Annotated in this window: 15 protein-coding genes and 3 pseudogenes; 8 read left to right on the top strand and 10 right to left on the bottom strand. The window is 64.7% G+C overall.

Features of this window, described 5'->3' with window-relative positions; translation table 11 throughout:
• The first annotated feature begins 1 nt into the window (after window position 1).
• On the top strand, window positions 2-2314 hold the full coding sequence (locus tag AC13EY_RS16130) for an ATP-binding protein (RefSeq protein ID WP_258189870.1): 2313 nt from the start codon (window positions 2-4) through the stop codon (window positions 2312-2314).
• 171 nt (window positions 2315-2485) lie between these two features.
• Window positions 2486-3646: pseudogene (locus AC13EY_RS16125) on the top strand (DUF3363 domain-containing protein); the annotation flags it as partial.
• A 47-nt stretch (window positions 3647-3693) separates the two neighbouring features.
• Here AC13EY_RS16125 and AC13EY_RS16120 read toward each other — a convergent pair.
• Genes AC13EY_RS16120 through AC13EY_RS16085 form a run of 8 tightly spaced genes read right to left on the bottom strand, consistent with a single transcriptional unit; the run spans window position 3694 to window position 11230 of the window.
• Entirely contained in the window at window positions 3694-4128 is a 435-nt protein-coding gene (locus AC13EY_RS16120) for an enoyl-CoA hydratase/isomerase family protein (protein WP_230965135.1), read from the bottom strand.
• On the bottom strand, window positions 4118-4489 hold the full coding sequence (locus AC13EY_RS16115) for an enoyl-CoA hydratase/isomerase family protein (protein ID WP_230965136.1): 372 nt from the start codon (window positions 4487-4489) through the stop codon (window positions 4118-4120). Before AC13EY_RS16115 ends, AC13EY_RS16120 begins: the two co-directional genes overlap by 11 nt.
• Before the next feature lie 33 nt (window positions 4490-4522).
• Entirely contained in the window at window positions 4523-5305 is a 783-nt protein-coding gene (locus AC13EY_RS16110) for an SDR family oxidoreductase (RefSeq protein WP_023123320.1), read from the bottom strand.
• 30 nt (window positions 5306-5335) lie between these two features.
• Complete coding sequence (locus tag AC13EY_RS16105; RefSeq protein WP_226033810.1) at window positions 5336-6121, bottom strand: enoyl-CoA hydratase/isomerase family protein; 786 nt, start codon at window positions 6119-6121, stop codon at window positions 5336-5338.
• Between the two features lie 11 nt (window positions 6122-6132).
• A complete protein-coding gene (locus AC13EY_RS16100; RefSeq protein ID WP_023123318.1) occupies window positions 6133-7314 on the bottom strand; it encodes a thiolase family protein in 1182 nt (393 codons plus the stop codon).
• 27 nt (window positions 7315-7341) lie between these two features.
• Window positions 7342-9009 carry a long-chain-fatty-acid--CoA ligase gene (locus tag AC13EY_RS16095; protein WP_482876291.1) on the bottom strand — a complete coding sequence of 556 codons (1668 nt, stop codon included), beginning with the start codon at window positions 9007-9009 and terminating at the stop codon, window positions 7342-7344.
• Window positions 9006-10082 (bottom strand): CaiB/BaiF CoA transferase family protein, encoded by a 1077-nt coding sequence (locus AC13EY_RS16090; protein ID WP_023123316.1) that lies wholly within the window; start codon window positions 10080-10082, stop codon window positions 9006-9008. The genes AC13EY_RS16095 and AC13EY_RS16090 overlap by 4 nt, the downstream gene beginning before the upstream one ends.
• A gap of 2 nt (window positions 10083-10084) precedes the next feature.
• Entirely contained in the window at window positions 10085-11230 is a 1146-nt protein-coding gene (locus AC13EY_RS16085; RefSeq protein ID WP_023123315.1) for an acyl-CoA dehydrogenase family protein, read from the bottom strand.
• A 197-nt stretch (window positions 11231-11427) separates the two neighbouring features.
• Between AC13EY_RS16085 and AC13EY_RS16080 the strand changes: the two genes are divergently transcribed.
• Entirely contained in the window at window positions 11428-12468 is a 1041-nt protein-coding gene (locus tag AC13EY_RS16080) for an AraC family transcriptional regulator (protein ID WP_023123314.1), read from the top strand.
• A 332-nt stretch (window positions 12469-12800) separates the two neighbouring features.
• Window positions 12801-13850 carry an MBL fold metallo-hydrolase gene (locus AC13EY_RS16075; RefSeq protein ID WP_023123312.1) on the top strand — a complete coding sequence of 350 codons (1050 nt, stop codon included), beginning with the start codon at window positions 12801-12803 and terminating at the stop codon, window positions 13848-13850.
• Window positions 13851-13865: 15 nt separating this feature from the next.
• Here the strand turns inward: AC13EY_RS16075 and AC13EY_RS16070 are convergent, their stop codons facing one another.
• Window positions 13866-14423, bottom strand: coding sequence for a transposase (locus AC13EY_RS16070; RefSeq protein WP_023123311.1), 558 nt, complete (start codon window positions 14421-14423; stop codon window positions 13866-13868).
• Between the two features lie 184 nt (window positions 14424-14607).
• Between AC13EY_RS16070 and AC13EY_RS16065 the strand changes: the two genes are divergently transcribed.
• From AC13EY_RS16065 to AC13EY_RS16055, 3 genes and pseudogenes are all read left to right on the top strand, one after another.
• Window positions 14608-15960 (top strand): MFS transporter, encoded by a 1353-nt coding sequence (locus AC13EY_RS16065; protein WP_023123310.1) that lies wholly within the window; start codon window positions 14608-14610, stop codon window positions 15958-15960.
• A gap of 24 nt (window positions 15961-15984) precedes the next feature.
• The gene (locus AC13EY_RS16060) at window positions 15985-17766 is read left to right on the top strand and encodes an acyl-CoA dehydrogenase (RefSeq protein WP_012436226.1); all 1782 of its coding nucleotides are present in this window, start codon (window positions 15985-15987) and stop codon (window positions 17764-17766) included.
• Between the two features lie 24 nt (window positions 17767-17790).
• Window positions 17791-17919 (top strand): annotated as a pseudogene (locus tag AC13EY_RS16055) (electron transfer flavoprotein subunit beta/FixA family protein); the annotation flags it as partial.
• A 70-nt stretch (window positions 17920-17989) separates the two neighbouring features.
• On the opposite strand, the pseudogene AC13EY_RS16050 reads toward AC13EY_RS16055, so the two are convergent.
• A pseudogene (locus AC13EY_RS16050) lies at window positions 17990-18676 on the bottom strand (Tn3 family transposase); the annotation flags it as partial.
• 62 nt (window positions 18677-18738) lie between these two features.
• Between AC13EY_RS16050 and AC13EY_RS16045 the strand changes: the two are divergent.
• Window positions 18739-18846, top strand: a 108-nt coding sequence (locus tag AC13EY_RS16045; protein ID WP_482876296.1) for a transposase, incomplete at its 3' end; no start/stop codon positions are given.

Here is an 18846-nt window from a genome sequence, read left to right as displayed (position 1 = left end):
CCTGCGCCTGCCGGCGCTCAGCGGCCTGTCGCGGCGCCTGCTGCGCTTTATCCTGCTGTTCAGCCTGTGCTTTACCCTGCTCGCCGGGGCGCTGCAGCTGGTGCTGGAGTACCGCCGCGAGATGGCCGGGGTGGAGTCGCGCCTGGAGCTGATCCGCAGCGGCTACCTGGCCAGCATCGAGCGTAGCCTGTGGGATCTCAACCAGGAACAGTTGACGGTGCAGCTGCGCGGCCTGGTGGACTTCCCCGATATCGCCTGGGTGCGTCTGCAGAGCAGCGACTTCGATCTGCTCAAGGGCCGGCGCGAGGCCGCCGAGCCGCTGCGTCGCGAGCGCTTCGCGCTGGTCTACCGCGCACCGGATGGCCAGCCGCGCAGCCTCGGTAGCCTGGAGGTGGCGGTGGATATCGCCAGCATCCACCGCCGCCTGTGGGCCAGCGGCCTGGCCAACCTGCTGTGGATGGCCCTGTTTATCTGCGGCCTGGCCATCACCCTGGCCTGGCTGTTCCACCGCCTGGTCACCCGCCACCTGCTGGCCATGGCCGAGTTCTCCCGTCATCTGGGTGCCGGTAGCTGGCAGCAGCCGTTGCAGCTGGCCAAGGCGGCCCGTGCCGACGACGAGATCGATCAGGTGGCCCACGCCCTGGAGGACCTGCGCCAGGCCATGCTCGCCGACCTGCGCCGGCGCGAGGCCGATCGCCAGGCCCTGGTCGGTCGCCAGGACGAACTGCAGCGCATGGTCGAGCAGCGCACCGCCAGCCTGCACCAGGCCAAGGAACAGGCCGAGGCGGCCAACCGCGCCAAGTCGCGCTTTCTTGCCACCATGAGCCACGAGCTGCGCACGCCGCTCAATGGCATCCTCGGGATGGCCGAACTGCTTCGCGAGGCGTTGCCGGCCGAGCCTGATCGCTTGCGCCTGCGCGCCCTGCACAAGGCCGGTGAGGGCCTGCTGGCGCTGCTCAACGACCTGCTGGATTTCGCCAAGCTGGAGGAGGGCGAGGCCCGCGCCGAGCCGGTGGCCTTTGCCTTGGGCGAACTGCTGGATGAGGTGGTGACCCTGCTCGAACCCCGCGCCCAGGCCAACGGCACCCAGATGCAGGTGCGTCTGGACGCCGCGGTGGGGCCCTGGCTACTGGGCTGCGAACAGTTCCTGCGCCAGGTGCTGACCAACCTGCTGGCCAATGCCATCAAGTTCACCGCCGGCGGCCGGGTGTGTCTGAGCGTCGAGCTGCTGGGCGAGCACAGCCAAGGCCAGCAACTGCGCATTCAGGTGGAGGACGACGGTATCGGCATCGCCGAGGCGGTACAGGGGCGTATCTTCGAGCGCTTCGTCCAGGCCGACGAGCAGGTGGCGCGGCGTTATGGGGGGGCCGGCCTGGGGCTGGCCATCTGCAAGCGCCTGGTGCAGGCCATGGGCAGCGAGATCCAGCTGCACAGCCGTGAGGGGCAGGGCAGCCGCTTCTGGTTCGAGCTGTGGCTGCCCCGGGTGCAGGCACCGCAGGCGCCGCAGCCGGTGCCGGCCGTGCCCCTGGCGGCGCGCCGGGTGCTGGTGGTGGAGGACGTGCCGCTTAACCGTGAGGTGGCCCGTGGCCTGCTTGAGCGTGAAGGCCAGTGGGTGAGCCTGGTCGAGGATGCCGAGCCAGCCCTGGCGCTGTGCCGTCAGCAGCGCTTCGATCTGATCCTGCTGGACGTGCACCTGCCCGGCTGCAGCGGGGTCGAGCTATGCCAGCGGATTCGCGCCGATGCTCAGGGGCTAAATCGCGATACGCCCATCTACGCCTTTACCGCCAGCCTGCAGGCGAGCAAGGTGCAGGGCTACCTGCAGGCCGGCATGCAGGGGGTGATCGGCAAGCCCATCGACCTGGCCCTGCTGCGCCAGGCCCTGGCCCGCTGCACGCCGGCCGAAGTCTGGCTGGACGCGGCCCGGCTGCGCGAACATGCCGAGCAGTTGGGTGGAGAGCGCCTGGGGCAGTTGCTCGGCCTGCTGCTGCACAGCCTGCAGGAGCAGGGCGCACTGCTGCGCGCGGCCCTGCAACGGCGCCAGGCCGTGCCCTTGCAGGAGGCCGCTCACCGTCTGGCCAGCGCCTGCGACAGCCTTGGCGCCCTGGCCCTGGGCCAACTGCTGCGTCAGCTGGAGCAGGCCGCCGAAGCGGGCGCCGAGTTGCCCTGGGACGACTGGCAGGCCCGTCTGCAGGCGGCGTTGGCAGCCACCGAGGCGGCCGTAGTCGGGGGTTGGGGAGCAATGGAACTGAAAACCAACGTAAGCCGAATTAGAGTTCGTTTTACTCGTCAGCGACTGCGAATTAACGAACTTTGATTCGTGAGAAAGGTTTATTGCACTGATTTTCGGGTGTTGGTGACCTTTCCTCGCGATAGCGGAAACGGTTTCATAAAACGGTCGTTTTTCGAAACTATCCAGACGTTGCAAGGGTTTGCGGGGCAGCGACTGAGCTTAAGTGCACTTTCTGTTCCGTTGCTCCCCCAACCCCAACCCCGACTGCAACGCCAGCGTCTGCTGCTGATCGGCAGGTTGCAGCGTTTGCAGCGCCTGGGCCTGGCCGACGAGGCCCAGCCCGGCACGTGGACCGTCCACAACGATGCGGAAAAGACCCTGCGCGCCCTGGGCGAGCGCGGCGACATCATCCGCACCATGCAGCGGGCCATGCGCGGCGAGCCACGCGAACTGGCGGTGTTCGAGCCTGGGGACGATGGCCGAACCATCCTCGGCCGCGTGGCCGCGAAGGGGCTGGCCGACGAACTGCACGACCGGGGCTATCTGGTCATCGACGGCGTGGACGGCAAGGCCCACTACGTTGCGCTCAACGCCCGCGACGAGCTGGCGAACTATCCGACCGGCGCCGTGGTGGAGGCAAGGAGATCGGCTGACGTGCGCGCGGCCGACAAGAACATCGCCGCGTTGGCGAGCGATGGCCTGTACCGCACCGACCACCACCTTGCCATCGCGCAGGGTCAGGCCGTGCCCGGCCGCGATCCGCAGGAAGTGGTCGCGTCCCACGTCCGCCGGCTGGAAGCCTTGCGCCGTGCCGGTATCGTGGAACGGGTGGCCGAGGGGCTATGGAAGGTGCCGGACGACTTGCCCGAGCAGGGCCGTCGCTACGATGCGCAGCGCCTGGGCGGCGTGGCGGTGGAGCTGAAATCGCACCTGCCCATCGAGCGGCAGGCCCGCGTGATCGGAGCCACCTGGCTCGACCAGCAGTTGATCGGCGGCGGCTCGGGCCTGGGCAACCTGGGCTTTGGCAGCGAGGTCAACCAGGCGATGCAGCAGCGCGCCGAATTCCTGGCCGAACAGGGGCTGGCAGAGCGGCGCGGGCAGCGCGTAATCCTCGCGCGCAATCTATTGGCGACACTACGCGATCGGGATGTGATTCGGGCTGCCAAGGATATTGCCACCGAAACCGGGCTGGAACACCGTCTGGCGGCCGATGGCCAGCGCGTGACCGGCATCTACCGGCGCAGCCTCATGCTCGCCAGTGGCCGCTTTGCCATGCTCGATGATGGTATGGGGTTCAGCTTGGTGCCATGGACGCCGGTCATCGAACAACGACTCGGCATGCTGATTTCTGGGCAGGTACATGGTGGCACCCTATCCTGGCAAATCCGACGGCAGCAGGGTTTATCCGTTACCTGACGCCAGCAGCGATTGAGCACCTACCGACCGGATGCGTCTACAGCCGTTCAGCGTCCGGCAAACTGCGGGACTCGCTTTGCGACGAACGCGTGAACCGCTTCCAGCGAATCTGTGGTTTTCGAGGCTCGATTCATTTCGGCCGCCTCCAGCCTCAATGAGGTCGCCAGATCACTCTCGAAGGCAGCGAGTTGCAGGCGCTTGGCGCCCGCATAACCTTGCGTTGGTCCGACCGAAAATTGCACCGCCATACGCCGCGCTTCGCCCAGCAGGCTCTCGCCAGGAACCACTTTCTCGACCAATCCCCAGGCCAAGGCCTCGTCCGAACTGACTACGCGATTGGTCAAGATCATGTCTCGTGCGCGTCGTCCACCCACTGCGCGTGGAAGTAGCCAGCTGATGCCGAAATCCCCCGCGTATCCGAGGCCGGTATGGGCCGCCACAAACTTCGTCCCACTTGCGGCAATCAGGTAGTCAGAGGCCAAGGCAAGCCCGAGACCGCCTCCGGCCTCCGGCTACCGCGCCTTGTACGGCGCAGACTACCGGGAACGGCAGGCTGGCGAATTGAGGAATCATGCTTTCGGCCACTCTCAGTTCGTCATCGACCAAGGTAGACAACGCATCGCCTGCGGCCACCATTTCTTCGATGTCGCCTCCGCAACTGAACATCCGGCCCTCGCCGCGCAGCAGCAAAGCTCGAATCGAGCCATCGCGTTCGACATCTGCAATGACACCAGCGAGCACGTTTACGACCGACGTGCTCAACGCATTCATTTTTTTTGGCGAGTTGAGTGTTATGGTCGCGACGGCACCATTCTTTTCGAGAATTACCGGATTTCCAGGCATGCTGACGTTCCCTGATTGATCAAAATTTCAGCGTCAGCGCGGCGCCATGCGAATGGCACCATCCACACGAATGGACTCGGCATTCATGTAGCCGCAAGTAACGAGAAACTCGACGGCCTGCGCGAATTCATCGGGGTCGCCTAAACGCTTGGGAAAGGGCACGCTGGCCGCCAGCGCCTGTTTGACGTTGTCCGGCAGGCCCAGCAGCAACGGTGTACCGAAGATCCCCGGCATGATGGTGTTGATCCGGATCCCTTCGTCCATCATGTCGCGCGCGATTGGCAGGGTCATGCCCACGATGGCTGCCTTGCTGGCCGCATAGCTGGCCTGGCCGACCTGGCCGTCCTGCGCGGCGGCCGAAGCGGTGTTGACGATGGCGCCGCGGTCGCCATCGGCCAGCGGCGCGAGCGTCAACATGCCCGCAGCTGACTTGGCGATGCAGCGGAAGCTGCCCACCAGGTTGATCTGAATGATGCGATTGAAACGATCTGCCGCGCATGGGCGGATTTCGCCGGTTTTCTTGTCGCGGCTGACAGTCTTGACGGCGTCGGCCGTGCCGGCGCAGTTGACCAGAACGCGCTCCTGCCCGATCGCGGCGCGGGCCTTGGCGAAGGCTGCGTCCACCTGCTCCTCGGACGTCACGTCCACATTGCAATAAACGCCGCCAAGCTCGCTTGCCAACGCCTGGCCGACGGCTTCATTCATGTCGAAGATGGCGACTTTGACGCCGTGGCTGGCCAAGAGCCGGGCCGTGGCAGCTCCCAGACCGGAAGCCCCCCCGGTGATGACGGCAGAAATGTCGGAATTCAGTTTCATGGTTTTTCCTTGATAGATGACAGACAGGCGTTATTGGCCAGTGAAGTTGGGGGCACGCTTGTCCAGGAATGCCGCTTGCCCTTCCAGGTTGTCGGCCGAACGCAAAACGACGAAGAAATTGCGCTTCTCATGCTCCAGGCCCTGCGCGAGCGGAGTTTCAAAGCTGGCCAAGGCCGCATCTTTCGCGAGCGCCACGGCCAGCGGCGAATTGGCCGCAATCCGGCTGGCCATCGCCAACGCCGTCGGCAGGGCCTGGCCGTCAGCCGTCACTTCGGCGACGATGCCGACGTCGCAGGCCTTGCGGGCGTCGATGAAATCACCGGTCAGCAGCAGAGCCATCGCCTTGGACTTGCCGATGGCATGGATCAGGCGCTGGGTGCCGCCGGCACCGGGAATGGCGCCCAGCTTGACTTCCGGCACGCCAAACTTGGCTGACTCGCCGGCGATCACGATGTCGCAGGCCAGCGCCAGTTCCATGCCGCCGCCCAGCGCGACCTTTTCCACCGCCGCAATGACGGGCTTGGGGAAGCTCCCCAGTTCCGAAAAGAAGTCCCAGCCCGTCGCTGCGCGATCGCCCAGCAGCGGCGCGGCGCGCAGCACCTCGAACGCCGTGATGTCAGCTCCGGCGCAAAACACGCCCTCGGCGCCGGTGATGATGACGGCTCGCACGGCATCGTCGTCGCGCAGTTGCGCAAGCTGCGCGCGCAGGCCATCGAATACCGCGCGGTTCAAGCTGTTCTTTGCACGGGGGCGGTTGATGGTCAAGGTGACGATGGCGCCTTCGCGGCTGACGAGCACTTCGCTGGATTCGCTCATGTTGGCCCCGCTCATGCCAGCCGCTCGATGATGGTGGTGTTGGCCGTGCCCGAGGCCTCGCAAATGGTCTGCAGGCCATAGCGACCACCCCGGCGCTCCAGCTCGTACAGCAGGTCGGTGAGCATCCGCGCGCCGGTGGAGCCCAGCGGATGGCCGATGGCTATCGAGCCGCCGTTGACGTTGAGGCGGTCGTCCGGGACGCCGAATTCCTGCTGGAACATGAGCGGCACGCCGCCGAAGGCCTCGTTGACCTCGAACAGATCGATGTCGTTGATGCTCAGGCCCGCTTCCTTCAGTGCCTTGCGGGTGGAATCGAGCACGGCGGTGAACTGGATCACCGGATCGGCGGCGGCCACGGCGGTGCTGACGAAGCGCGCACGCGGCTTCAGGCCGTGCTGCTTGGCATAAGCGCGGCTGGCAATCAGCAGCGCGGCGGCACCATCGCTGACCTGCGACGAGTTGCCGGCGGTGGTGGTGCCGTTGGCGGCAAACACCGGCTTGAGCGTGGCCATCTTCTCGGGGTCGGGGTTGGCGCGCACGCCTTCGTCGGCAGCGACGATCGGGCTGTTCGGGTCGGCCGGATCCTCGGTCAGCTGCACCAGCTGATCTTTGATGCGGCCGGCCTGCGTCGCCTCGGTGGCGCGCCGATGGCTGCGCACGGCAGAGGCATCCAGGGTCTCACGCGTAAGACCGAAGCGCGTGTTCAGCAACTCCGACGAAACGCCTTGCGGTATCAGCGGGTTGTCCTGGTAGCGCGCCAGCTCGCGCGGACTGTATTGCGAGCCGAGCGGCGCGCCGGGCTTGAACGACGGCGGCAGCGGCGCCTGCGACATCGACTCCACCCCCCCGCCGATGGCCAACTGGTAGGCGCCCGCCTGGATACCATGCACGGCAAAGCTCACCGCCTGCTGGCCAGAGCCGCATTGCCGATCGACCGTCACTGCCGGGACGGATTCGGGCAGCCCCGCCGCCAACACGGCATGCCTCCCTAGGTTGCCGTGCTGCTGGTCCCACTGCAGCACGCAGCCGACGATCACGTCGTCCAGATCCGCCGGGTTGATGCCGGATTGCTCGACCAACTGGCGCAGCGTCTCGGCCATCAGGTCGACGGGATGCCATTTATGCAAGCGTCCGCCGCGCTTGCCCACGGGGGTGCGCAGTGCACCAACGATGACGGGTTCATGGTCATTCATGTTGTTCTCCTGTAGCAAAAGGTTGGCTCACTCGGTGTAGCGGCCCGCATGCTCGGCGCGTATGCGCTTCTTGTCGAGCTTGCCGACGCTGGTCTTGGGGATGGCTTCGACGAACAGGACCTGATCGGGCAACTGCCACTTGGTGAAGGCACTGGTCAGGTGTTGCTGCAGTTGTTCCTGGGTCGCCTGCTGGCCGGGCTCGAGCACCACCAGGGCGAGCGGCCGTTCCTGCCACTTCGCATGAGGAATGCCGACAACCGCGGCGTCGCGCACGGCGGGGTGGCCCATGAGCAGGTTTTCCATGTCGATGGAAGAAATCCATTCGCCGCCGCTCTTGATCACGTCCTTGATGCGGTCGGTGACCTTGAGGTAGCCGTTCTCGTCCACCGTGCCGACATCGCCCGAGCGCCACCAGCCGCCTTCCAGGAAGCGGTCTGCGGAGTCGGACATGTCGTGGTAGCTGGCCGTGATCCAGGGGCCGCGCACGCAGATCTCGCCTGCCGACTTTCCGTCATGCGGCAAGTCCTTGTCGTCGGCATCGACGATGCGGATGTCCACCCCGGTCAGCACCAGACCTTGCTTGCGCTTGAGGTTCCAGCGCTCTTCCTCGGTCAGGCGCTTCTTGAGCGTGGACTTGAGGCGGTTCATCGTCACCAGCGTCGTGGCTTCGGTGGCGCCGTAGCCATGCACCACCTCGGCACCGGTGAGTTTGTAGAAACCGATCATCATCGACAGCGGCGGCTCGGAGGCGCCGGACAGCATGCGCATGCGGCTGAAGTCCGGCTTGACCGGCATCGTCTCGATGTACTGCAGCATGGGCTGGAAGATGGCCGGTGCGCCGTTGGCGACCGTCACGCCCTCGGCGATCATGGCGTCAACCAGGGGCTTGGTGTCCTCGGCGACATAGCGGCCCGGCAGCACGATCTTGTCGCCCAGCAGCGTGGCGGCCTGCGGCAAGCCCCAGCATTGCCCGTGGAACATGGGGGTGATGAGCATCACGCAGTCGTCCAGCGTCATGCCCAGATTGGTGGCCATGGCCGTGGAGTGCAGATAGATGCCGCGGTGCGAGTAGTACACGCCCTTGGGCTTGCCTGTGGTGCCGGTGGTATAGCAGGCGCTGTAGGCCGAGGTTTCGTCGATCTCGGGCCAGTCGATCTGGGTGTCGGCGGCGGCCAGCAGGTTTTCGTAGTGCAGCAGCGGGGCCAGCGTGGTCTTGATCTGGTCCAGCGGCTTGTCGGTCATGACAATCCAGCCCTTGATCTGGGGCGAATTCGCTGCGACGGATTCGGCAATGGGTAGTAATGACTCGTCCACGCAAACGTAGGACACCTTGCTGTGGTCGACCACGTAGCCCAGGTCCTCTGGGCCCAGGCGCAGATTCATCTGCAACATGACAGCACCCAGGCCGGGAATAGACCAGTACAGCTCGAAGTGACGTCGGCTGTTCCAGTCCAGGATGCCGACCCGGTCGCCGGGCTCGACACCGAGCGCGCGCAGCGCATTGGCGCTGCGGCAGACGCGCGCGTAGCAGTCGGCATAGGTGTAGCGATCCCAGCCGCCATCGGGTGTGCGGTAGACGATCTCCTGGTCCCCATGGGTGCGCGCGGCGTGCCGGATCAGCGTCGTGGTGTTGAGCTGGCGGTCGTTGCCCGTGGTGGACGGGCAGCCGCGGACGATGTGGGTGGTAGCAGTCATTTCTTTGTCTCCTGGGTGGTGGTTGCGTTGAGTGCCTGGAACCGTGGGGCCGGGGCCGCTTCGATGGCGCCGAAAGAGGTGGTCTGGTAGATGCCCCGTGCCGCGTTGTGCGGATGCCGCACTGCCTCGGCCAGGCTGAGCACGGGTGCAAAGCAGGCGTCGCTGCCTTCAAGCAGCGCGCACCAGTGCGCCTGGGGCTGGGTGCGGATGAGGGCCGCGATGCGCTCCTTCAACGCTGGCCACGCCGCCGTGTCGTACTGGTCTGCAGGGTTCACGTCCGCCAGGCCCAACTTGGACAACAGCAATGCGTAGAACGGCGGCTCGATCGCGCCGAGGCTGATGAAGCCGCCGTCGGCGCAGACGTACACGTCATAGAACGGCGAATCGTGGAACGGGCTCGGCTGTGCGCCGTCGATCTGCCCGTTGGCGCGAATCCAGTGCACCAGCGTGCCCAGCATGGCCACGATGTCCACGATGGCTGCGTCCACAACCCGGCCACGGCCGGTAGCCCGTGCATCGACCAGCGCGCAGGCGATGCCAAAAGCCATGCCTAGCGCCCCGGCACCGTCCCCGAGTACCGAGGGCGGCACGATGGGCGCCTGCCCCCTGTGCGCCGACAGCGACAGCAGGCCCGTCAGCGCGACGTAGTTCAGGTCGTGGCCCGCGGCCTGGGCAAGCGGCCCGTCCTGGCCCCAGCCCGTCATCCGGCCATAGACCAGTCGGGGATTGCGCGCCGCGCAATCTGCGGGGCCAAAGCCCAGCCGCTCCATCACCCCTGGGCGAAAGCCTTCGATTAGGGCGTCGGCCTGGGCAATCAGCTCCAGTGCGCGCGCCTTGCCACCGGGCGACTTCAGGTCGATGACCTCCACCTTCTTACCGCGGTGCAGCGGGTTCTCCACCGTCCCGCCCAGCCGCTGCGCCCCAGCAGCCTGCTCGGCCCGTGCCAGCGCGATCACCTCGGCGCCCATGTCGACCAGCATCCTGGCGGCCAGAGGGCCTGGACCGATGCCCTCAAACTCCACCACACGGACGCCGTGCAGCGGCAACTGCAGCGTGTGCGACGTGTGCGGCATGTTCACAGCTTCCTCGAAACCAGGTCTTTCAGGACCTCGTTGGCACCGCCGTAGATCTTCTGCACTCGCGAAGCGGCATACATCCGCGCGATCGGGTACTCGGCCATGTAGCCGTAGCCGCCGAACAATTGGAGACACTCGTCCACCACGCGGCACTGCTGTTCGGTGCACCACCACTTGGCCATGTAGGCGGCCTCGTTGTCGAGTGTGCCGTCCAGCAGTCGCTGGGTACAGTCGTTGACGAAGCTGCGCACCACATGCGCGATGGTCGCCATCTCGGCCAGCTTTTGGCGCGTTGTCTGCATGTCGAACAGAGGCGCGCCGAATATCTTGCGCTGCTTCGTGTATTCGATGGTGAGCTCCAACGCCCGGTCGATGACGGCCGCCGCCGGCACTGCAATGACCATGCGTTCGTAGGGCAACGCGCCCATTAGTTGCCCAAAGCCTTGGCCTTCAACGCCCCCCAGCAGTTGGTCGGCTGGAACGCGCACGCTGTCGAAGAAAAGCTCCGCCGTGTCCGAGGCCTGCATGCCGATCTTTTCAAGCAGGCGGCCCACACGAAAGCCTGGCAGGTTCTCGGTCTCCAATACGAACAGCGACACCCCTTTGCTACCCGCGCCACTGGTGCGCGCCGCGACGATCAGCAGGTTTCCGGTGAAGCCGTTGGTGATGAAGGTCTTGGCGCCGTCGATCACGTAGTGGTCGCCGTCGCGCCGGGCCCGCGTGGAGATGGCCTTCAGATCCGAGCCGCAGCCCGGCTCGGTCATCGCGATTGCGGCCAGCATCTCGCCGTTCGTCACCTTGGGCAGCCAGCGCTGCTTTTGCGCTTCGGTGCCGAAGTCCAGGATGTAATGCGAAGCGATGGTGTGCACCGCGATATTGACCGGCATCTCGGCCTTGGCCAGTTCGTCCTGCACCACCAGCTGGTAGGCGAGGCTGGCGCCGGCACCACCATAGGTCTCGGGCATCTCGGGCAGCAGAAAGCTCATCTCGCCGAACGGACGCCAGACCTCGCGCGGGATGTAGCCCTGGCGGCGCCATTCGTCGAGCTGGGGAGTAAATTCGGCGGCAACGTAGCGGCGCACCTGCTCGCGAAAGGCGTCGATCTCGCCGTCCATCCAGGCGTGGCGATACAGCTGTGGCAGCATGAGCGTGTCTCCTTGTATTATGTTGGCTTATGACCCCGCGCCGGGCGTTCCGCACAGCGCCACTGCCGAAGTGCTTTGGGGGATGCGACAATCGTAATAATTGGCCCCTGCAAGGGCGATGGCGGATTGCCTCAATCAACTGACAAATAACTTCGTTCGGCCCGTGCGACCGGCGTTGACCCCTTCGATAACACGCCATGCTGCAACCCGTCTTCACCGCTCCTATCTTTGCCGTGCATGGCCTGCTGGACGGCGCGCGCGGCAAGGGGCTGGCCACGCAAGAATGGCTGGAGGGCGTGCTGGGGCGCGCAGGCATCAGCGAATCGCTACTGGATCTGGAGGATTCGCGCGTAACCGTGGAGCAGTTCAACGCGCTGTTTATCGCCGTCAAGGACAGCCTGAACGACGAGTGCCTGGGCTACCTGCATGGGCGGCCCATGCGCCCGGGCAGCTTCGCGCTAATGGTGCGCAGCGCGTTCACTGCCCATTCGTTGTCATACGCCCTGCGTCGCCTGAGCGAATCCTTCGCCCTGCTGCAGGACGACGTGGCGCTGGTGCCCGTGACCGAGGGCGCGCTGGGGGGCTTCGCGCTGGAGATGCGCGGCGGCGCGGGCGCACATGCCGAATTCCTTCACGCACATCTGCTGCGCGTGTTCTGGCGCTTGCTGCTGTGGCTGCACGGCGGCCGGCTGGTGCCGCAGCGATTCGACTTCAGTTTTGCGCAGCCGCTCCATGCGATGAGCTACGGGCGCATCTTTTCCGGTACGCTGTGCTTCGGGCAGCCGCGCACGGCCGCCTGGTTCGACGCCGACGCCTTCAAACAGCCGGTGCGGCGCGATCGGGACGCGCTGCAGTCCTTCCTGCGCGCCACGCCGGGCAACGTGGTGGGGCCGCACCTGAACGAGCGCAGCGCCAGCGCGCGGGTCCGCATGGTGCTGCAGCGGGCCAGCCCCGAATGGCCCGACCTGGCCGTCACCGCGCAGCGCCTGCACATGTCGGTGAGCGCGTTGCAGCGGCACCTGGCCACCGAGGGCACTTCCTTCCAGGCACTGAAGGACCAACTGCGGCGCGACATGGCGATCGTGCGCCTGACCAGCAGCGAAGCCTCGCTCATCGCCATCGCCGCCGACCTGGGCTTCACCGACAGCACCGCCTTCCAGCGCGCCTTCAAGGTCTGGACCGGCAGCGCGCCGGGAGCCTACCGCGCCCGCTCGCGCAGCGGGCAGCACCCTACATAGAGGCATTCGACCAATTCCGGCACGGCCACGAGGCTGTAGCCGACCACTGAGAAGATCGGCGCCTTCATAGCTGCCGGGCCTTGGCCCACATCGAGCGAGGCTCTCGTGCGCTCAAGAGACTGTTTGCAGCCCTGGCAGTTGCACCGACGGCATCGCAGCGACAGGCTGCGGCAGGAAGCAGACGCTTTCCGTCAGCCTATCGAGGTCATTCGTCATTGCCACCCGTCGAGGCTGACTTCTAAGCTTCCTAAGCTAAAACTGAACTCGCACTGGATAGGAGTGATGGCTGTGCGCCATTTGGAGCGGCACTGCCAGAATGTAAATCAAGCATCATGACCAACGCAGCCTCGGCACTTTCGTATCCGTTCTCGGACCTCCCACTCCCTGGCCAAGCCACGGAAATCAAGCCAGGTGTGCTGTGGCTGCGCATGCCGCTGCCGTTTTCCCTGGATCACATCAACCTCTGGGCATTGAGCGACGGTCCTGGTTGGGCGGTCGTGGACACGGGCATTCGCAGCGTGGACGTCAGGAACGCGTGGCTCGCCTTGCTCGCTCCGCAGGGGCCGCTAGCCGGCCGTCCCATCTCCCGTGTGATAGCGACGCACATGCACCCGGATCATGTGGGCATGGCGGGATGGTTGACACGTCGCTTCGAATGCGCGCTTTGGATGACACGAGACGAGTATTTGAGCTGTCGGGTGATGCTTGCCGATACGGGGCGGGAAGCGCCAGTCGATGGCGTTCGCTTCTATCGGAGGGCCGGATGGAGCGACACCGAGGTGGATGAGTACCGCACCCGGTTCGGTGACTTCGGTAAAATGATCCATCCATTGCCTGACAGCTTTGTGCGGCTCACGGATGGCCAGATGTTGCGGATCGGGGACCAGGAATGGGAAGTCATCGTCGGCACAGGACATTCCCCCGAGCACGCGTGCTTCTACTCGCGCGAACTGGATTTGCTGATATCGGGGGATCAGGTTCTTCCCAGGATCAGTTCCAATACCTCCGTGTACGCCACCGAGCCGCATGCGAATCCTCTGCAGGGTTGGCTCGATTCCATCGACCGGTTGATGCAACGCGTACCTGGGAGCGCCCTGATTCTGCCTGCCCACAACGAACCTTTCCATGGCCTGCACCTACGGTTGGAGCAACTGCGTGCGAGCACCGTCAGAGGCACCGACCGCGTCAGGCAACAACTTGCGCAGCCTCTGAGGGTCATCGACCTGGTTCGCGCCCTGTACCGCTCGTCCATTGTTGCGGAGCAAATGCACCTCAACCTCGCGACCGGAGAGACGCTCGCCCACCTGAACTATCTCGACCAGCGTGGGGAAATCGTGTCTGCAGAAGACGAAGACGGTGTAATGCGCTATCGGCTCGCCTGATGCACTAAATTGCCCTCAAGGATATAGAAGTAACCCAATCAAGCCTGTCATTGACTGGGTTCTTTGCTGATGTGTTTCGAGAGCAATGAGTCCTTGCGCCAGCGCGTCGTGTACGGCCTCCAGTTCTTTGAACACCGTGTTCGCAAACCAGTCCTGGCACGGCACCTTCGACAGATGCTCGACCGGGTTCAGCTCAAGGCTGTAGGGTGGCGGAAATTCTAGGCGCATATTCTGTGGCACATCCAAGTGACCCGCGATGTGCCAACCCGTCTGATCCATGACCATCATGATGAACTCGACGGCATGGCGTCGCGCCATCTCGGCCAGAAACACCGGCATCGTCTCAGCGTTGGCCCAGGGCAGCACCAGAGAGTCCATCACGCCATCGTGCGTGCTGACGGCGGCGAAGGCGAACAGGTCCTGGCGTTGCAGGCGTGCGCCGACGATGGGGCGTGAGCCCCTGGGCGCCCAACACTGCCGGGGTGTTCCCAGCAGGCAGAAGCGCCCTTCGTGCTGGAACATCAGCCGCACGCGGCGACCATATTCAGCTTGACGCTTGACCTCTTGGCGCACTTGAACAGCGCTCTCAGAAAGGGGCCGTTTGTCATTCGATTGGGGCGCTTCGTCATCGCGGCTCGCAGCACCGGCACCTACGATTCCTTGTGTGCGCTGGACGACATGTAGCGGAGCGGCGATGACCGCCGCCCCGCGATCCAGAACCTAACTCAAAGGAGACAAACACGTGTGCTAAATCGACATGCCGAAGCTCGCCGACGACGCTCGCTTCAACCGCTTTCATGCCAAGGTGCTTCTGTGGTGCCTGTTGATTCTCATCATCGACGGCTATGACATCGCCGTGATGGGCATCGCCCTGCCGTCCATCATGCAGCAGATGGGCGTAAACGCATCGACTGCCGGTTTCATGGCCAGTTCGGCCCTGTTCGGCATGATGTTCGGCGCCATGGTTCTGGGCACGCTGTCCGACCGGATTGGTCGGCGCTGGGCCCTCTCCATTGGCGTTATGCTGTTCAGCGTGTTCACCGCGGCCGCCGGATTCACCAAGGATCCCATCAGCTTCAGCGTGGTGCGCTTCATCGCGGGCCTGGGGATTGGCGGTGTGCTGCCGGTCATCGTGGCACAGATGGTCGAGTACTCGCCCAAGAAGATCCGCAGCCTGATGACGGCGCTGATGACTTCGGGCTACGCACTGGGCGGCATCCTGGCCGCGGTGCTCGGCAAGCAGCTGATCGGCGAGTACGGCTGGCAGGTCGTTTTCATCGCAGCGGGTGTGCCGGTCCTGCTGATTCCGTTCATCTTGAAGCTGGTGCCGGAATCAATGACCTACCTGATCTCGCGCAGCCGCAACGGCGAACTGGCCGAAGTGGCCCGTAATCTCCAGCCGGGAGTCAAGCACCCGGCGGACGCCCAGTTCGTCGTGCCCACCGCCGACCGCGTGGCGGGTGCGCCGGTCTCCCGGCTGTTCCAGGACGGGCGAGGCCCGAGCACGGTGCTGTTCTGGATCGCCTTCTTCTCGGGCCTGTTCATGGTCTATGCGCTCAGCAGCTGGCTGACCAAGCTGATGGCTATGGCTGGCTACAGCCTGGGGTCTGCCCTCAGCTTCGTGATCGCGCTGAACGTTGGCGCCATCATCGGTGCCGTGGGAGGCGGGTGGCTCGCCGACAAGTTCAACATCAAGTGGGTGCTGGTGGGGATGTATGCGCTGGGCGGCGTGCTGCTGTACCTGATGACGTTCCAGACCTCGACCGAGCTGCGTTATCTGATCATCGGCGCGGTCGGCGCCTGCACCACCGGCGCGCAATTGGTGGCCTATGCCTACTGCGGGCAGTTTTACCCGATGTCCATCCGCTCGACCGGCATCGGCATGGCCTCCGGCGTGGGGCGCCTGGGCGCGATCGCGGCGCCGCTGCTAATCGGCCAGATCGTTGCGCTTGAGCTGCCGCTGGAGCAGAACTTCCTGGTGATCGGGGCTTTCGGAATCATCGGCTCGATCGCCCTGGCGTTCATCAGGCATGGCGGCCCGGCGTCGGTGGGCCCGCAAGAGGCTGCACGCGAGTTGCGCCCGTCGCAACAGACGCCGCAAAACGCCTGATCGTAGCCATCAAGGAAATTCGCTGTGTCTGTCTACATAGCCCCCCTGCGCGAAATGCTGTTCGCCATGAAAGAGGTCGGCGGCCTGGACGCGATCTGCGCCCAGCCCGACCATGAAGAAACCACGCCCGACCTGGTCGAGGCCATCCTGCAGGAGGCGGCTAATTACGCCGCTGGCGTGCTGGATCCGCTCAACCGCCCCGGCGACGTGCAGGGCGCGCGCTGGCACGATGGTCGGGTCACGCCCGCCGACGGCTTTCGCGAAGCCTGGGCCAGCTTCTGCGAGAACGGCTGGAACGGCATGCCCGCTGCCACCGAATGGGGCGGCCAGGGCCTGCCCACGCTGGTCTCCACCGCCGTGCTGGAGATGTGGAAGTCGTCCAACCTCGCGTTCAGCCTGTGCCAGATGCTCACGCTGGGCGCGGTGGAGGCCATTGCGCACCATGGCAGCGACGCACTCCAGCGCCGCTTCCTGGCACCCATGGTCGAGGGCCGCTGGACGGGCACCATGAACCTCACCGAGCCCCAGGCCGGCTCTGACCTGGCCGCGCTGCGCAGCCGTGCCGTACACGAGGGCGACCACTACCACGTCAGCGGCAACAAGATCTTCATCACCTGGGGCGAGCACGACATGGCCGAGAACATCGTGCACCTGGTGCTGGCGCGCCTACCCGATGCGCCACCGGGGGTGAAAGGCATCTCGCTGTTCCTGTGCCCGAAGTACCTGGTCAACGACGATGGCACCCTGGGCGAACGCAACGACTTGGCCTGCACGTCGATTGAGCACAAGATGGGCATCCACGGCAGCCCCACGGCGTCGATGAGTTTTGGCGACAGCGGCGGCGCTATCGGCTACCTGGTCGGCGAGCCGCACCAGGGGCTGGCCTGCATGTTCACCATGATGAACCACGCGCGGCTGAACGTTGGCCTGGAAGGCGTGGGCATTTCCGAGCGCGCCTACCAGCGCGCACGCGCCTATGCGCTGGAGCGGGTGCAGGGCAAGCCGCTGATCAGCGGCAGCACCGCCATCGCAGGCCACCCGGACGTGCGGCGCATGCTGATGGACATGAAGGCCCGCACCGAGGCCATGCGCGCGCTGGCCTACTTCTGCGCCGGTCAGATGGACCGCGCCGCGGGCCACGCCGATGCGCAGGAGCGCGCGCAGGCGCAGGCCCTGGTCGGCCTGCTGATACCGGTGGTCAAAGGCTGGTGTACCGACAGCGCGCAGGGCATCACGTCCGACGGCGTGCAGGTGCATGGCGGCATGGGCTACGTCGAGGAAACCGGCGCCTCCCAGCACATGCGCGACGCGCGCATCACGACCATCTACGAAGGCACCACGGGCATCCAGGCCAACGACCTGATCGGCCGCAAGCTGGCACGCGAGGGCGGGCGCACGCTGAAGGCGCTGCTGGGCCGCATCGACGGCGATGCGCGCCGGTTGGTCGAATCGCCCGATGCAGTGCTGGCGCAGATCGGCCGCGCGTTGGCAGCCGCTGCCCAGGCGCTGGACGAAGCGGTCGACTGGCTGCTGGCCCACGACGGTCAACCCGCGCAGTGCGCGGCGGGCGCCGTGCCCTTCCTGCGGCTGGCGGGCACCGTGATCGGCGGCTGGCTGTCGGCGCGCATGGCCGAAGCCGCTACCGCGCAACTCGCGGCGGGCGCGGGCGATGCGGGCTTTCTCGGTACCAAGCGCGCCACAGCCAGCCATTACGCGGCGCATGTCCTGGTGCAGGCGCCGATGCTGCGCGACATCGTCACGGGCGGCGCCGCCAGCACGCTGGCCCTGGCGGACGATCAACTCTGAATGATCCTGAAAGGAAACCCTCCCATGAAAATCCTGGTTCCCGTCAAGCGGGTGGTTGACTACAACGTCAAGGTCCGCGTCAAGAGCGATGGCAGCGGCGTGGACATCGCCAATGTCAAGATGAGCATGAACCCCTTCGACGAGATTGGGGTTCTAGGGATTTTCCGTCCAAAAACGACAAAGTGCTCTGGAGGCCGCGCCGTCCGTGGCCTCCAGAGGGGTATTACTTTTCGCTGACGGGTAAATATCCCTCGATTGAGCGCATAAGCTCCTCCAGATCTGGCAATTTTTCGCTCAATTCGAAGTGGTAAGTCCCCTTGAGGTTAATGTTGTGCCAGGCCACAGGGGATGCCTGTTTGACGATATCTATTCTCTTGGTATCTCCTTGGTATTCGAAGCTGGTCAACAGCTGGCTGAGTATCCTGGAGTTGAAGTAAACGATGGCATTGGTGACCAGGCGAGCGCACTCATTCCATAGCTGGATTTCTTCGTCTGAACTGCCCCGGAACTGATCCCCATTGACGCTGCTCACGGCCCGACGCAGTTGGTGATAGGCCTCTCCCCGGTTCAGCGCGCGCTGAACATAGTTTCTTAAACTGGCATCATCGATGTAGCACAGTAGATAATTCGCTTTCACCAGGCGATTGTATTCCGTCAGGGCTTCCAGCAGCGGGTGATTGCGCTTGTACTCCGAGAGCTTTCTCACCAAGGTGGCTTGCGTTGTTTTCCGCTGCTTAAGTGATACTGCAATCCGTTGGATGGTATCCCAGTGCTGCGCAATACGATGGGTATTGATTGGCTTTTTTAAGCACAGCTGAATTCGGTGTTCTTTGTCTTCCTTGACATCAAACATGTCATTGATCACTTTGCCAACCTGGGCATAGCGTGGGGCAAACTGGTATCCGAACAGTGAATCGCCCCTGGTTTCGTAGACACCTTCTGGCCTCATAATACGGCCCACTAGGAGGTGCCATGAGCAATCCGCGTTATCCCGAAGAATTCAAAATCGAAGCAGTCAGGCAGGTGACCGAACGAGGTCTGCCGGTGGCTGAGGTAGCGTCTCGTTTGGGCATGTCGACC

Source organism: Halopseudomonas sp. L-58 (assembly GCF_056859475.1).
The sequence above is the reverse complement of the archived record's forward strand: the minus strand, read 5'-3'. Positions and strand labels throughout refer to the sequence as shown.

What these genes read in the sequence shown, in the direction of transcription:
- AC13EY_RS16080 (WP_023123314.1), top strand. Translation starts at nt 11,428, where the DNA reads ATGCTGCAACCCGTCTTCACCGCTCCTATCTTTGCCGTGCATGGCCTG.
- AC13EY_RS16105 (WP_226033810.1), bottom strand. Translation starts at nt 6,121, where the DNA reads ATGAGCGAATCCAGCGAAGTGCTCGTCAGCCGCGAAGGCGCCATCGTC.
- AC13EY_RS16095 (WP_482876291.1), bottom strand. Translation starts at nt 9,009, where the DNA reads ATGACTGCTACCACCCACATCGTCCGCGGCTGCCCGTCCACCACGGGC.
- AC13EY_RS16090 (WP_023123316.1), bottom strand. Translation starts at nt 10,082, where the DNA reads ATGCCGCACACGTCGCACACGCTGCAGTTGCCGCTGCACGGCGTCCGT.
- AC13EY_RS16085 (WP_023123315.1), bottom strand. Translation starts at nt 11,230, where the DNA reads ATGCTGCCACAGCTGTATCGCCACGCCTGGATGGACGGCGAGATCGAC.
- AC13EY_RS16115 (WP_230965136.1), bottom strand. Translation starts at nt 4,489, where the DNA reads ATGCCTGGAAATCCGGTAATTCTCGAAAAGAATGGTGCCGTCGCGACC.
- AC13EY_RS16100 (WP_023123318.1), bottom strand. Translation starts at nt 7,314, where the DNA reads ATGAATGACCATGAACCCGTCATCGTTGGTGCACTGCGCACCCCCGTG.
- AC13EY_RS16065 (WP_023123310.1), top strand. Translation starts at nt 14,608, where the DNA reads ATGCCGAAGCTCGCCGACGACGCTCGCTTCAACCGCTTTCATGCCAAG.
- AC13EY_RS16075 (WP_023123312.1), top strand. Translation starts at nt 12,801, where the DNA reads ATGACCAACGCAGCCTCGGCACTTTCGTATCCGTTCTCGGACCTCCCA.
- AC13EY_RS16110 (WP_023123320.1), bottom strand. Translation starts at nt 5,305, where the DNA reads ATGAAACTGAATTCCGACATTTCTGCCGTCATCACCGGGGGGGCTTCC.